The organism is Helicobacter sp. MIT 11-5569 (genome assembly GCF_000765695.2).
Classification (GTDB): domain Bacteria; phylum Campylobacterota; class Campylobacteria; order Campylobacterales; family Helicobacteraceae; genus Helicobacter_D.
On record NZ_JRPB02000007.1, the window covers coordinates 22,749 to 36,659 of the forward strand.

The 13,911-nt window shown below is 34.2% G+C and carries 12 protein-coding genes; 5 read left to right on the forward strand and 7 right to left on the reverse strand.

Translation table 11 applies throughout. The features are described 5' to 3' along the window. Nucleotide 1 precedes the first annotated feature (1 nt). From aac(6') to LS70_RS06755, 6 genes are all read right to left on the reverse strand, one after another. Nucleotides 2–409 carry an aminoglycoside 6'-N-acetyltransferase gene (gene aac(6'), locus LS70_RS06730; RefSeq protein ID WP_034290246.1) on the reverse strand — a complete coding sequence of 136 codons (408 nt, stop codon included), beginning with the start codon at nt 407–409 and terminating at the stop codon, nt 2–4. Nucleotides 410–436: 27 nt separating this feature from the next. Beyond that, nucleotides 437–694 (reverse strand): hypothetical protein, encoded by a 258-nt coding sequence (locus LS70_RS06735; RefSeq protein ID WP_201273976.1) that lies wholly within the window; start codon nt 692–694, stop codon nt 437–439. Between the two features lie 74 nt (nt 695–768). Beyond that, nucleotides 769–1,620 carry a hypothetical protein gene (locus LS70_RS06740; RefSeq protein WP_034290244.1) on the reverse strand — a complete coding sequence of 284 codons (852 nt, stop codon included), beginning with the start codon at nt 1,618–1,620 and terminating at the stop codon, nt 769–771. A gap of 22 nt (nt 1,621–1,642) precedes the next feature. Beyond that, nucleotides 1,643–2,923, reverse strand: coding sequence for a restriction endonuclease subunit M (locus tag LS70_RS06745; protein ID WP_034290242.1), 1,281 nt, complete (start codon nt 2,921–2,923; stop codon nt 1,643–1,645). Further along, complete coding sequence (locus LS70_RS06750) at nt 2,923–3,672, reverse strand: BsaWI family type II restriction enzyme (RefSeq protein WP_034290241.1); 750 nt, start codon at nt 3,670–3,672, stop codon at nt 2,923–2,925. The genes LS70_RS06745 and LS70_RS06750 overlap by 1 nt, the downstream gene beginning before the upstream one ends. 122 nt (nt 3,673–3,794) lie before the next feature. After that, nucleotides 3,795–4,622, reverse strand: a complete 828-nt coding sequence (locus tag LS70_RS06755) for a prephenate dehydrogenase (protein ID WP_034290240.1) — start codon at nt 4,620–4,622, stop codon at nt 3,795–3,797. 110 nt (nt 4,623–4,732) lie between these two features. Between LS70_RS06755 and bamA the strand changes: the two genes are divergently transcribed. Genes bamA through recG form a run of 4 tightly spaced genes read left to right on the forward strand, consistent with a single transcriptional unit; the run spans nt 4,733 to nt 11,214 of the window. Continuing rightward, entirely contained in the window at nt 4,733–6,982 is a 2,250-nt protein-coding gene (bamA, locus tag LS70_RS06760; protein WP_034290239.1) for an outer membrane protein assembly factor BamA, read from the forward strand. Further along, nucleotides 6,982–8,103 (forward strand): dehypoxanthine futalosine cyclase, encoded by a 1,122-nt coding sequence (locus LS70_RS06765; protein WP_268902945.1) that lies wholly within the window; start codon nt 6,982–6,984, stop codon nt 8,101–8,103. Before bamA ends, LS70_RS06765 begins: the two co-directional genes overlap by 1 nt. A 50-nt stretch (nt 8,104–8,153) precedes the next feature. Next, nucleotides 8,154–9,410, forward strand: a complete 1,257-nt coding sequence (locus tag LS70_RS06770) for a M16 family metallopeptidase (RefSeq protein WP_052083413.1) — start codon at nt 8,154–8,156, stop codon at nt 9,408–9,410. Nucleotides 9,411–9,414: 4 nt separating this feature from the next. Then, nucleotides 9,415–11,214 (forward strand): ATP-dependent DNA helicase RecG, encoded by a 1,800-nt coding sequence (recG, locus tag LS70_RS06775; protein ID WP_034290235.1) that lies wholly within the window; start codon nt 9,415–9,417, stop codon nt 11,212–11,214. 6 nt (nt 11,215–11,220) lie between these two features. On the opposite strand, the gene rpsO is transcribed toward recG, so the two are convergent. After that, a complete protein-coding gene (gene rpsO, locus LS70_RS06780; protein ID WP_034290233.1) occupies nt 11,221–11,496 on the reverse strand; it encodes a 30S ribosomal protein S15 in 276 nt (91 codons plus the stop codon). A gap of 144 nt (nt 11,497–11,640) precedes the next feature. Here rpsO and flhA point away from each other — a divergent pair, with 144 nt between their 5' ends. Then, the gene (gene flhA, locus LS70_RS06785; RefSeq protein WP_034290230.1) at nt 11,641–13,899 is read left to right on the forward strand and encodes a flagellar biosynthesis protein FlhA; all 2,259 of its coding nucleotides are present in this window, start codon (nt 11,641–11,643) and stop codon (nt 13,897–13,899) included. Nucleotides 13,900–13,911 lie beyond the last annotated feature (12 nt).

The window sequence follows — 13,911 nt, forward strand, 5'->3', positions numbered from 1 at the left end:
ATTAATCTTGTAATCTTTTAGTAAAACAAATAATTCTATTTGCTTCTGTAAAATTCATAGCCCTATGAAAAGAAAAACTCTTGATATTATTAATTTCACAATCGCTTGCAAACTCTTTGCAGCCTTTGTCCTTTGCCCATTTTTCACATGCTGCTAATAATTCTTTAGCATAGCCTTTATTGCGGTATTTTTCTTTGACAAAGATTCCTTCTAAATAGCCAACAGGAGTTGTTTTTGTGCCTTCTACATAATCATATCTTAGCGAACATTGTGCAAAACCAATAGGCTCATTATTTGCAAATTTCAAAAAGAATTGAGCATTTTCTTTTGTAAGAATCTTAGAAAATTCATCAAATAATTCCTTGTTGGAATGGCTATCCCACAATAGCACCGCTAAATTTGCTAGGATTCCTAAATCTTCGTTGCAAAAAAACCATCAAAAAGAGCATTCATATAAAAACATTTCTGTGTGATTATTCTGCGCAAGTGTCTTTTGATAAGATGCATAGACTATTATGTTTGTAAAGCCTGCATTTTGCAAATATTGCTCCATTTCGCCGAGTTTATAAAGATGTATTTGAAAGTCCATTTTTTCTTGTTGTAAAAGATTAGTCCCATCGTATAGCTCATAAATGCCCGGTGAAAATTGTGTGCTTGTTTTTTCGTCAAAATAATTTTTATTTTTTAAAATCAAGTCAAAACCTTGATTTTTCAATCTCTATGCTGCACCAACAATATCGCAAAAGTTGAACACGAAAAATAAACCGATTATCTAATATTTATATTCATATATTCTTCGTAACCCTTAATTAATTCTATTTCAATTTTTAAAAGTTTATATAATCGGGTATATGGCAACATTATATTAGAATTTAATTTCCCTCTTTGTTCCTTTCCAATCCAGTCCTGCGAGGTATCTTTTATATATTCCATGATGGTCTCGGAGTTTCGTTTTTCACCACAATAAGTTGTCATATTTCTCAATACAGCTCCTCTCACATCATATTCAATTGATTTTTCCACAAAGTCCATAATAATTTCTTTTAATTGTTCATTATATTTAAAATTGATATTTTGAATCATTTTAACCATATAGTTTCGTAATATTTCTTCTGATTCATAGAACAATTCTATTGAAGATTCAAAAAGCCCTTCGCATATATATAGCGATGATCTATATAAATCACACATATCTTCAAACTTAAATTGATCTAGCATTCTCAACGGATCATTTTTATTTCTTATTTCTATTGGAGTAGTTAGGCACTTGAAATACATCAAATACCTTTCAAGTAAAACTCTCATGATTCTATCATATCTTTTTATTTTCAAGTTTTCCTTTCTATGTTTATCTTTTTCACTCTGTCTATCTATAAAATATTGAACAAAGGAAACGGTTACGATTATTCCAAGCAAATTTGTTGCTAGACCAAAAAGTATATTATTTATATTGGTTGCCACTCTTTCACTAAAATTTCCATAATCTGACCATGTAATTGCCAATAAAATTATGCTTGTTATAAAAAGAACTACAGAAACAACTCCTGCCGCACTTTTAATCCATTTCTTTGTTTTATTTATTGACAATAAAACTACTGAGTAACATTTCATGTTTATCATTGTATTCCTTAATTTTACGAAGTTATCTTAATCTTTCACACACAATAATATATTCTTCATTCATTGTATTAGATTTAAATCCACTTTTATTGCTAGGTGAGTTTAAAGGAGGCATTGACTTATTAGAAATCTTGCGTTTAATTGTCTGTAAATACCTGAAACCACTATTGCAAAAAATTTCAGAAATAAATTTATCGGTGGGAAGCTCTATATTTTTTACCTTGCGATTTCCTACGACAAAAAATACCTTTCCTCCCATATTAATAGAATCTATTAAATTTTTAATGCTTAATTCTAAGTCAAAATAAAAACTAGAGACTTCTAAAGCTCTTTTTGTATCAAGTCTATAAATTTCTAAAATATATTCTTTTATCAATCCTTTATTATAAAGACTTTGCACCTTTTTGCCACCCAACAATTCAGAATCAAGTTTCCTTGCATCTTTAAAACCAAGCCATTCATTTATAAAAGTGCTAAATTGCCCATAAGCAACGGTAGTTCTAGAATCTCCATAAGGGGTGCTTGTAAGAATAGTGTCAAATGTCCGCTTAGATTTTTTAAATCTCGTATTAATAAGAGAAAATATAATATCTTTCAATTTTGGTTGATAAAACTGCAAATAATTTTTTGTAATTATTTCTATATATTTATTAAAAATTTCATAGACATTGGGTTTATAATTTTCATAGTTTTTCATTCTAAAGAGTTTAAACTCATTATTGCGGGTATAGCTTGTTTCTCTTAAAGTTTCGCTAAAAGCAAGGAGAAATAAATTCTGTATAGCCATATTATCCAAATGCTCAATATAAGAAAAAATGCACTTTAAATCTTGCTGCGCTTCTTTAGGTAGCCAAAAATCAAGATTAGTAATATTTTTTAAAGGATTATTATTTAAAAATTGCTCATTTTTCAATAATAATTGCTCTAATATTATATCTTTTTGTTTAAGAAGTTGTGAGGTTTCTATATATTGCAGTCTGGCTTTTGCAATCATTATGGCTAAAGGATTTAAATCAAATCCAACGAAATCTGTAATCCCATATTCTAAGCCACTTATAAAACTACTTCCACTTCCACAAAAAGGGTCTAAAAGGTTGCTCTTTTTAACCTTAAATTCTTTGAAAAGCTCCAAACCAATTTGAGGGAGCATTGTAGCGGGATATTTATGCAAATTTGGATATAGGCTTCCGTAAGATTGTCCCAAAAAGTCATATTTAGAATTATATGTAGCGTGATATTCTTGTTTCTTTAAATACTTAATGGAATTTTCTTGGGCATTATGAGAATATTCTATAAGTGTCATTAGAGATTCTCTCCTATATAATCAATAAGATAGCTTAGAGGCTTGATAAAATCTCCTGTTTGTATATTTTTTCCTATGAAAGCACAATCAAAAAATTTAAACATTCCTCTGTGTTGAGGATTATTAATTTCATTATAAAAATTCACAGTAGCAAAGCACACAAGCGGTAAGATAGGAGGATTATAAGAAATATCATATTTTGTTTTAATGCTAGATTCAGTATTAGCAATCTCCATTAACAGCTTCCATTTGTAAGTTTGTCCAGCTCTTTCACGCAAAGAAGTTTTTAATGATAAGATAATACATCTGCATAATTTATTTTTAGAATCTAAGCTATAAATTACCAAATCTACATCGGGTTTTTGCGTCTCATCTCCTACTTTAATATAAAATAAATTTTGCCATTGTGGTATAGAAGAGATTTTAGAAGTAATAAAAATATTTTGTCCTATATTACCCTGTTCTTTATTTTTTAAAAACACCCAAATAATGAGGTTTGAAAATGCTCCTCCAGCAATACTTTTTCTAGCTTGACTTGCGTCTTTTATCTCTCCTTTTTGGATTCTTGTTTGGATAAGATTCTCTACCTCATCTTTACAATTTACAAGATAAGAATACAAATGATTAAAAACTTCTTTCAAAGTCAATGTTTGATTTGAAAGATCACTCTTAATTTTTGTAATCATTGGTTGCATATAATATTTAGATTCTATATCTTCTAGCATCTTTAATTCAATTTGATTTAACATTGCCATACTCCTATTAATCGTAGTATTATACATCTTGCAGGTTTAATGCCTTATATTTTTCATATTTAACATTAAAATTCCTTACGCTCATAAACTCTAGCAACTTAAATTTGCATATATTTTTAGAAAACTTCATAAAGGGAATTTGCCTTAGTCATCCATTGTTCTAATTCTTCCCATTTTTTGTCTTGGATTAAAGTTTTGGCAATAGCTAATTCTTGTTCAAAGCAGTCTAAAGATTTTAAAAGCTCTTCTCTATTTTGCTTAGAGACATCACTCCACATTCTTGGGGAGCTTTTTGCGATTCTTACCATACTTTTAAAACCCCCACCAGCAAGTGCTAGAATATCTGTTGGATTTTGTTGGGAGAGCACAGTGTTTGCGAGTGCATAGCTGATAATATGTGGCATATGACTAATAAAAGCCGCGTGATTATCGTGAGATTTGGAATCCATTTTAATAATGTGCATTTTTAAAGCAACAAAAATTTCTTTTGCCATTGCAACTTGTAATTCTCCGCTTTTTTCTAAATCTGTTAAAACAATAATATGGTTAGGCAAAAGTTCTTTAAAAGCGGCTTTTGGTCCGAAATTTTCTGTCCCGCTCATCGGGTGTGCGCAGACGAAATTTTTACGGATTTCTTCAGGAATGCTTGTAGCAATTAAATGTTTTGTGCTTCCTAAGTCAATAATCGTGCAATGCGGAGCAACGCCAACAAGCTCTGGAAGTAGATGTAAAATTGCTTCTACAGGCGTTGCTAGAAAAATAACATCACAGCGTTTAATCTCTTCTAAACTCACCCCTTCATCGACAAGCCCTAAAGAGAGTGCTTGTTGTAAATGGATAGAATTATTATCTAGTCCTACGATACTTTTAAACATTTGTGTTTCTTTTAATGCTAATCCTAGAGAGCCTCCAATTAATCCAAGTCCGATGATTCCTGCTTGCATAATAAAACCTAATGTAAAATTTTAGTTGAATTATAATATTTTTAACTGCTTTTTTATGTATAAAAGGTTAGAATCGCAAAATTTTTAAATAATTTTTGTAAGGTTGATTAATGCGTTTTTTTAAACCCCTTTCTTTATTAGCTCCAGTAGCGTTTTTAACTGCGAATGTGCAGGCGGCGGAATTACCAATTATTAAAGAGATTCGATATGAGGGATTAAATGCAATCTCTCCACTTATTGCAAATGAAATTGCAAAAGTTCGCATAGGTGAGCCATTAGATATTAATCGCGTAGATGCTTCTGTGCGTGATTTTTATGCGCAAGGATATTTTAAAGATGTTTGGATTACAGAAGAAAATGGAATCTTAACTTATCATTTTGTAGAAAAACCGGTGATTGCGAGTCTTATTATAAGCGGGTATGGGGCAGGTAAAGAGCAACAACAACTTGACAAAGAGATTGGGTTAAAAAAAGGTGATGTGTATGATGAAAATAAGATTGCAAATGTGCGTCGTCAAATTATTCGTTTGTTAGAAACGCAAGGCTATTATGATAGTGTTGTTGAGGTAACAACAGAAGAGATTTCAAAAAATGCACTAAAAGTTACTTTAGAAATCAACAAAGGGGAAGAAATTATTATCCGTAGAGCAAATTATTACGGAAGAGATAGGATTTCTGTATCACGACTAGAAGCAGCAACGGCTAACAAAGAAAAAGATTTTATTGGCTGGATGTGGGGATTTAATAGTGGAAAGTTACAAATCAACGAGTTAGACGCAGACCGCTTAAGGATTCGTGATTTGTATCTACAAAAAGGATATTTAGATGCAGATGTTAGTGCGCCATTCTTGAAAACAGACTTCACAACTTATAATGCGGTGCTTGATTATCATATTAATGAGGGAGAGCGTTATAGGGTTTCTGATGTTGAGATTGTATTAGAAGAAGATGTTATCGCAGTCAATTCTTTATATAATGGGTTAAAGTTAGAAAAGGGAAAAGTTTATAATGTTGCAAAAATGCGACAAGATATAGAATCCATTCGTTACAAGATTGGAGATTTAGGATATGCCTTTGTGCGTGTAATGCCAGATTTAGATAAAAATCCAGAAAATGGGGAAGTTAGGATTGTGTATTATATTCAAGCAGGCAAAAAAGTGCGCGTTAAAGATGTTATTATCTCTGGAAATAATAAAACTCTAGATCGTGTCATTCGTAGAAATGTGCTTTTAACTCCCGGTGAAGAATATGAGATGAGCAAAATTGGACGTTCTAAAAACGCCATTATGCGTACAGGAAACTTTGAAAGCGTGGATATTCAAGAAGAGCGTGTAGATGAAGAGAATGTAAATTTGCTCGTTAAAGTTAAAGAAGGCAAAACAGGAGAATTTGCATTTGGTTTAGGATATGGAAGTTATGATGGGGTAATGGGTAGCATATCTGTAAAAGACCGCAATATCTTTGGAACAGGATTAACAGCTGGTGTATATTTAGATAAGAGTGAAGTTTCTACATCTTATCGTTTAAACCTTTATAATCCGGCAATTTTAGATACAGATTATTCTGTGGCGACTGATATTTATCAAAGTGATTACGAAAATTACGACTATACAGAAACATCGACTGGATTTAGTATTGTTGGGGGTAAAAGAATTTGGGATGAGTTGGATTTAACGCTGGGTTATGGTTTTCAAAAATCAAGACTAAAAGACTTTGATAGCCCAACGCTTGAGGAATTGTATCGCCAATATTACTATGGAAGTTACACAAAATCTTCCATCATTCCCGGACTTAGCTATGATAGCACAGATTCCTATCTCTTTGCTAGAAATGGGATTAGAGCAACTGGAGGCATGGAATATGCTGGTGTTGGAGGAGATGCGGAGTTTATTAAATATCAAGGAACTTTTAACTTCTATAAGTCGGCTGAAGATTGGGTGGATTTAGATTTAATCTTTAGATACCGTGCAAAGGCTGGTTATGTGCAAGATAAAGGATATTTGCCAATTGGTGAGAAATTTTATCTAGGTGGTATTAATAGCGTGCGTGGTTATGAAAGTCGTTCTATTACCCCAAGAGATGAGTTTGGCTTAAGAATTGGTGGTAAGCAGTATTTTTATAATACTGTAGAGTTAAGTTATAATCCTTTTGAAACTGTGCAGATGCGCTTTACTGGATTCTATGATTATGGAATGATTGGAAATGACGGATTTAAAGATATGACAAGAAGTTCTGTTGGTTTAGGGATTGAGTGGGTATCTCCAATTGGCGTTATTAACTTCATATTCCCAAAAGCATTGGATGATGAAGTCGGCGATGAAACTTCTTCCTTTGAATTTACGATGGGGCAGAGATTCTAATGTCTGATTGTTCAAATTTACAAGATGTTTTTGCTAAGAATTCTAAAGAGCAAAATGCCATTGTTAAGGTGAAATTACCGCGTGTTAGCAGAGATGAGATTTTAGATTTAATGCAAAATGCTTCGCTTAAAGAGCTAGGCGAACGCGCTTTTGGAATCAAAAAGCAGTTACACCCTGATAATATCACGACTTTTGTTGTGGATAGAAATATTAATTACACAAATATTTGTTGGGTGGATTGCAAGTTTTGCGCCTTTAAACGTCGTTTAGATGAAAAAGATACTTATATTTTAAGCTTTGAAGAAATTGATAAGAAAATTGAAGAATTGCTAGAGATTGGCGGTACGCAGATTCTCTTTCAAGGTGGCGTGCATCCGAGCTTAAAAGTTGAATGGTATGAGGATTTAGTTAGCCATATTGCTAAAAAATACCCCCAAATTACAATCCATGGATTCTCTGCAATTGAGATTAATTATATTGCAAAAATTTCTAAAATCTCTATTGCTGAAGTTTTAAGCCGCTTACAAAAATGTGGTTTGGCTTCGATTCCCGGGGCTGGTGCGGAGATTTTAAGCGATAAAGTACGTGATGTGATTGCGCCTAAGAAGTTGGATTCTGATGAGTGGATTGAAGTGCATAAAGAAGCGCATAAACTAGGAATCAAAAGCACAGCAACAATGATGTTTGGAAGCGTGGAAAGCGATGAAGATATTGTAGAGCATTGGGAGAGAATCCGCAATTTACAAGATGCGACAAATGGCTTTAGGGCGTTTATTTTATGGAGCTTTCAGCCGGCTTTTACTCCTTTGCAAAAAGAAATGCCAAATCTACATAAAGCTTCTTCAAACCGCTATTTAAGGCTTCTTGCTTGTAGTAGAATCTTTTTGGATAATTTTCAAAATATCCAAAGTAGTTGGGTTACGCAAGGTTCATATATTGGGCAATTAGCATTACTTTTTGGCGCGAACGATTTAGGAAGCACGATGATGGAAGAAAATGTCGTAGCAGCAGCTGGAGCTAGAAATTCTATGAATCAAGCTGAAATGATTAACTTAATCCGTGATATAGGAGAGATTCCAGCTAAAAGGGATACAGCGTATAGTATTTTGGAGAGATTTTGAGAAAAATATTTGCATTTATATTGAGTCTTTTGGTGATAAAGGGGAGTTTGATGGCAGTTGAAATGAAAAGTTTGCAGGTAAATGGTGTAGAGATTCCTATTGTTTATGAGCAAAATGCGCAGTTGCCCCTTTTTTATGTGCAGCTTATCTTTAAGGGTGCTGGAGGGGTGAGCAATGGTAAGAATCTAGGATTGTCTGATATTACAAGCTCTGCATTAAATGAAGGCACAAAGAAATTAGGCGCGACAAAGTTTGCACAAAAATTAGAAGAAAAAGCACTTTCTTTAAGTGCTGGAAGTGGGCTTGAAACACTAAGCTTCACCCTTAGTGGAATGCAAAGTGTGCAAAAAGATGGAATCTTTTTGTTGAAAGATTTATTGCAAGACCCAAATTTTACGCAAGCTACTCTTGATAAAGTTAAAGAAAATGCGCTTATTGCGATTTTGGAGAAAGAAAACGACTATGATTATCAGGCAAATCGTTTGTTGCAATCCTTGCTTTTTAAAGGCACTGCATTAGAGTATCCACTAAGTGGAACGCAAGATTCTATTGCAAAGATTAGTTTAGACGATATAGAAAAGTTTTATAAAAATTATGTCAATTTAGAATCGTTAATTTTAGTTGTAGGTGGTGATGTAGAATTTAATAAAATCGCTGAAGAGCTTAAAGAGGCTTTGAGCAAACTTCCAAAAGGCAAAAAAATCAAGATTACAAAAAGAGAAGCAAATGCTTCTAAAAGCTATGAGCGTATTCTAAAAGATACGCAACAAGCTTATGTTTATTTTGGTGCGCCATTTGAAGTTAAGGATTTGCAAAAAGAATTAGCTTATATCAAGGTGGCTTCTTTTGTGTTAGGCGGAAGCGGGTTTGGCAGTCGTATGATGGAAGAAGTGCGCGTAAAAAGAGGGTTAGCGTATTCTGCGGTAATGCGCTTAAGTGCGACAAATAGGCAATCTTACGCATTTGGTTATTTGCAAACTAGCTTAAAAAATGAAAAAGATGCACAAAAACTTGTTGTCGAAGTGGTGGATAATTTTGTCAAAAATGGAATCACACAAACAGAGCTTGATGAAGCAAAACGTTATTTGCTAGGAAGTGAGCCATTGCGTAATGAAACATTATCCCAACGTCTAGGCACAGCATATATGAATTATTACGATAATCTTCCACTAGATTTTAATGCGCAAGTGTTAAAAGAGATTGAAAACCTAAAACTTAAAGATGTTAATGCTTACATTAAAGCGCATACCGAGATAAAAGACCTTAGCTTTGCAGTGGTGAGCGCAGATTTGAAGGATAAAGATTAGGTGAATGGCAGAGTTTTGGCAAAAATATGGCAAGACGCCCTTTGAGGCGATTTTGCAAGTCTTGCCAAAAGGCTACACAAATACATTTTTAAGCGAAACATTAAGCATTAATCATAATGTTGTGCTTGAAGTTGAGATTTTAAACTTCAGATTTTCAAATCCTGCGCGTATCTTATGCTATTGCGCAAAGTTTGATTGTGAGTTAGAGCTTATTATTTTTCACCCAAAACCTTATCATAAAAGTCAATTTAAACCTAATACCACTCTTATTGTTAGCGGAAAACTTCAAAAATATGGAATCTCACTTTCTCTAATCCAACCAAAGATTCTAAAAACCACTAATACAATTGTGCTAAATTTTGGTGCAATTGCAGGTAAAGAGCTTGTATTTAGGACTTTTGGGAAGTCTGTAGAATTAGAATCTCTTAAAATATTTTATCCCAATGTGCCTTTAGAGATTTTAGAATCTCTTGTCTGCATTTATCACCCAGATTTTACATTTTTAAAGGAATTTAGCGCAAATGGCGGATTTTTTGGGCAGTATTTAGACGCATTAAAATTTATTGAAATTTATGAACATATGCGCCTTCTGCGCGGTAAAAAACGTTATGTCAAAGCACTTAAAGCATTAAATAGCGATATAAATGCATGGATAGAATCTCTACCTTTTGCACTGACATATGGGCAAAGAGGGGCAATTAAAGAAATCCAAGATTCTTTAAAGGGTGAGTTTGCTACAAGACGTGTGATTGTAGGCGATGTGGGTTGTGGTAAAACAATTGTGATTCTAGCTTCTGTGCTGATTGCTTATCCTAACAAAAGCGTGTTAATGGCTCCAACTTCTGTGTTAGCAAAACAGCTTTTTGAGGAAGCAAAGAAGTTTTTGCCAAAAACATTAGAGATTGGACTTTTGACACAAAGTAGCAAAGTAGGCGATATTAAAGCATGTGATTTTTTAATTGGCACGCACGCATTGCTTTATCAAGATTTGAGTGATAGGGTTTTGGTAATGGTTGATGAGCAACATCGCTTTGGAACAGCGCAAAGAAGTGCTTTGGAAAAAATGTTTGCCAAAGATTCTAAACGCGCGCATATTTTGCAGTTTTCTGCAACCCCGATTCCACGCACACAAGCAATGATTGCATCAAATTTTGTAGATTTTAGCTTTATTAAAGACACGCCTTTTAAGAAAAATATCACAACACAGATTATTCATCAAAATGATTTTAAAGATTTGTTGGCACATATTAGGGCAGAAATCCAAAAGGATAATCAAATCATTATCGTGTATCCTTTGGTTGAAGAGAGCGAAAATTTTAATTACACTGCCTTAAAAGAGGGCGAAGAGTTTTGGTTTAAGAATTTTGAGAATGTGTATAGCACGCATGGTAAGGATAAAAATAAAGAACAAGTTTTAGAAGAGTTTAGAAAAAAAGGAAAGATTTTGCTTGCTACTACGGTGATTGAAGTTGGAATCTCTCTGCCACATTTAAGCACGATTGTGATTGTTGGTGCGGAGCGTTTGGGATTAGCGACTTTACACCAACTGCGCGGAAGAGTAAGTCGCAATGGCTTAAAGGGATATTGCTTTTTATTTACCAAACAAAAAGCTACAAAACGTTTAGAAGCATTTGCAAAAACACAAAATGGATTTGAGATTGCACAACTTGATTTAGAATATCGCAATAGTGGGGATTTATTAAGCGGAGAAAATCAAAGCGGTAAGCAATTTCATTGGGTAGATTTAAGTCAAGATGAAAAGATAATTACAGCAGCAAAGGAATCCCTAGAGCTTGCGCTCTAGTAGAGATTAACCTCTATCTTTTAAGCCGAGTTTTTCGATTAAGCTTGCATAGCGTTTAAAGTCTGTGCGTCTTAGGTAAGTTAGCAAACCTTTTCTTTGAGAAACAAGTTTTCTTAAGCCCAAACGGCTTGAATGGTCTTTTTTATTAACCTTTAAATGTTCTGTTAAAGATTTAATTCTATCGCTAAGTAGCGCAACTTGAACTTCTGTGGAACCTGTGTCTTTAGGGCTTCTAGCAAAAGCAGAAACAATTTCTCTTTTTTTCGCCGAATCTTGAGCCATTTTGACCTCCTGATTGGTATAAAATTAAAAGCGAAAATTCTAACATAAAAAAGTAAAAATCCGCTAAAATTATGCAAATTTCTTGATTTTATAGGGCAAAAACTATTAGAATTACAGATTAATTCTTGTGTTTTTGGAGTAGATTTGGCAGCGGCAGAGAAAAAAACTTCGCTTCTAGGTAAAATAGCACCTTTTTTAGGATTTTTGACAGGCTCAAAAGATTTAACAGTCGTCTTTTTTATTGTCGCTATTTTAGCTATTATTATTGTTCCGCTTCCTAGTGGGTTATTAGACTTTTTCTTAGCAATTTCTATTGCACTTTCTGCTTTGATTATTTTGATTGCCCTTTATGTCAAAAAGCCCACAGATTTTTCAGCCTTTCCTACACTTTTGCTAATTATTACACTTTTTCGTCTTGCCTTAAATATCGCAACAACAAGAATGATTCTAAGTAATGGGCATCTAGGACCTGCGGCGGTGAGTGATATTATTGCTGCATTTGGGCAGTTTGTCGTGGGCGGAAATTATGTCATTGGGATTATTTTATTTATTATTTTAGTTATTATTAATTTTATGGTTGTAACAAATGGTTCTACGCGTGTTTCTGAAGTAAAAGCAAGATTTACACTTGATGCAATGCCGGGAAAACAAATGGCAATTGATGCAGACTTAAACTCTGGAATCATTGGACAAGAAGAAGCCAAAGAAAGACGTGATGCGCTTGCGGCAGAAGCGGATTTTTATGGTTCAATGGATGGAGCGAATAAGTTTGTTAAAGGTGATGCAATTGCGGGTATTATCATTACGCTTATTAATATTATTGGGGGATTTCTGATTGGAGTTTTCCAAAGAGATATGACAATGGCGGATTCTGCCTCAACTTTTACGATTCTAACGATTGGCGATGGGTTGGTTTCTCAACTTCCCGCACTCATCGTTTCTACTGCTACAGGTATTATTGTTACGCGTTTTAGCAAAGAGGGTGATAATTTTGCTTCTGGAATTATAGACCAGCTGATTAATGAATCAAAAACATTATTAATTGTGGGTTGTATTTTATTGCTTTTTGCAATGGTTCCGGGTTTGCCAACGCTTTCACTCGGGTTTGTAGGTTTGCTTTTTTTGAGCCTTGCCTTGCTTTTAAGCAAGCAAAAAGATGGGGAAGTGTGGAAATATGTGGAATCCCTTTTGAATAAAATGAAAAAAGATAACAAGGCAAAAGATGTAATAGACGCAGAAGATTTGCCACAGCGTAAAGCTGCACAACAACAAGCTGCCACAAAAGCTGCTGCACAACAACAACCAACACAAGAAAGCGAAGAAGAGCGCAGAAAGCGTGATGAAGCAGAGATTGATAATGCTTTAAAGGTAAAAATCTTGCGCGTTGGGCTTGGGTATCAGTTGATTAAATTTGCAGACCCAGCACAAGGTGGAGAGCTTATTAATAAGATTCGTCAAGTGCGTAGAGCAATGGCAGTAGAATATGGAATCTTAGTGCCTATGGTGCATTTAAGAGATAATTTAGATTTGCCTCCTGATGAGTATCAAATTTTTCTTAAAGAAATTGAAATTGGGCATGGCAAAATTATGGTAGGTAAATATCTAGCCATAGCATCTAGTGGGTTTGCAGGGGAGTTACAAGATGGAATCCCTACAAAAGAGCCCGTGTTTGGATTAGATGCGTATTGGATTGATGAAGATAAAAAAGAAGATGCAATTATTGAAGGCTATACAATAATTGATGGTGCAACAGTTATTAGCACGCATATTCAAGAGCTTATCAAACAGCATGCTGAAGAGCTTTTAACGCGTCAAGAAGTGCATAATTTACTTGGAAAGTTAGGGCAAGATTATCCTGTGCTTGCTGAAGAGATTAAAGGGATTGGTGTAGGGGTGATTCAACATATTTTAAAAGAATTGCTACACGAGCAGATTCCTATTAAGGATATGCTAAGTATTGCAGAAGCAATTGCTGATGGATACCCTGCGTATAAAGGGGATTTACCGACTCTTACAGAATATGTAAGAGCATGTTTAAAACGTTTAATTACATATAATTTTCAAAGCGATGATGGAACATTGCGTTATTTCATACTCTCTCCAACACTTGAACAATTCTTGTTAGAGCGATTGCCAGATGGACAAAAAATTGGGCAGCGTTTGCGCCTTAGCCCGACAGAATCACAAAGCTTGCTTGATGCGATTGGTGTCGCGCGCCAAAAGGGTGTTTCTTTAGGGGCTGTGCCTACGATTATTGGTGGAGTTCCAATGGTGCTTAGAAAACCACTTGCAACATTTATAGAGCAATATGGTTTTGGTCGCGATATGATTACTCTAAGTGTTGCAGAGATTGATTATCAGACGAAATACGAAGTGTTAGGAGCAGTGGATTTTCCAGTTTAGTAAGGTTGTAGA

Excerpts from the sequence above, each read along its gene's own strand:
- LS70_RS06755 (WP_034290240.1), bottom strand. The coding sequence starts at position 4,622 with ATGCAAGCAGGAATCATCGGACTTGGATTAATTGGAGGCTCTCTAGGA.
- LS70_RS06750 (WP_034290241.1), bottom strand. The coding sequence starts at position 3,672 with ATGTTAAATCAAATTGAATTAAAGATGCTAGAAGATATAGAATCTAAA.
- LS70_RS06740 (WP_034290244.1), bottom strand. The coding sequence starts at position 1,620 with ATGATAAACATGAAATGTTACTCAGTAGTTTTATTGTCAATAAATAAA.
- LS70_RS06770 (WP_052083413.1), top strand. The coding sequence starts at position 8,154 with ATGGCAGTTGAAATGAAAAGTTTGCAGGTAAATGGTGTAGAGATTCCT.
- bamA (WP_034290239.1), top strand. The coding sequence starts at position 4,733 with ATGCGTTTTTTTAAACCCCTTTCTTTATTAGCTCCAGTAGCGTTTTTA.
- LS70_RS06745 (WP_034290242.1), bottom strand. The coding sequence starts at position 2,923 with ATGACACTTATAGAATATTCTCATAATGCCCAAGAAAATTCCATTAAG.
- recG (WP_034290235.1), top strand. The coding sequence starts at position 9,415 with ATGGCAGAGTTTTGGCAAAAATATGGCAAGACGCCCTTTGAGGCGATT.
- rpsO (WP_034290233.1), bottom strand. The coding sequence starts at position 11,496 with ATGGCTCAAGATTCGGCGAAAAAAAGAGAAATTGTTTCTGCTTTTGCT.
- LS70_RS06765 (WP_268902945.1), top strand. The coding sequence starts at position 6,982 with ATGTCTGATTGTTCAAATTTACAAGATGTTTTTGCTAAGAATTCTAAA.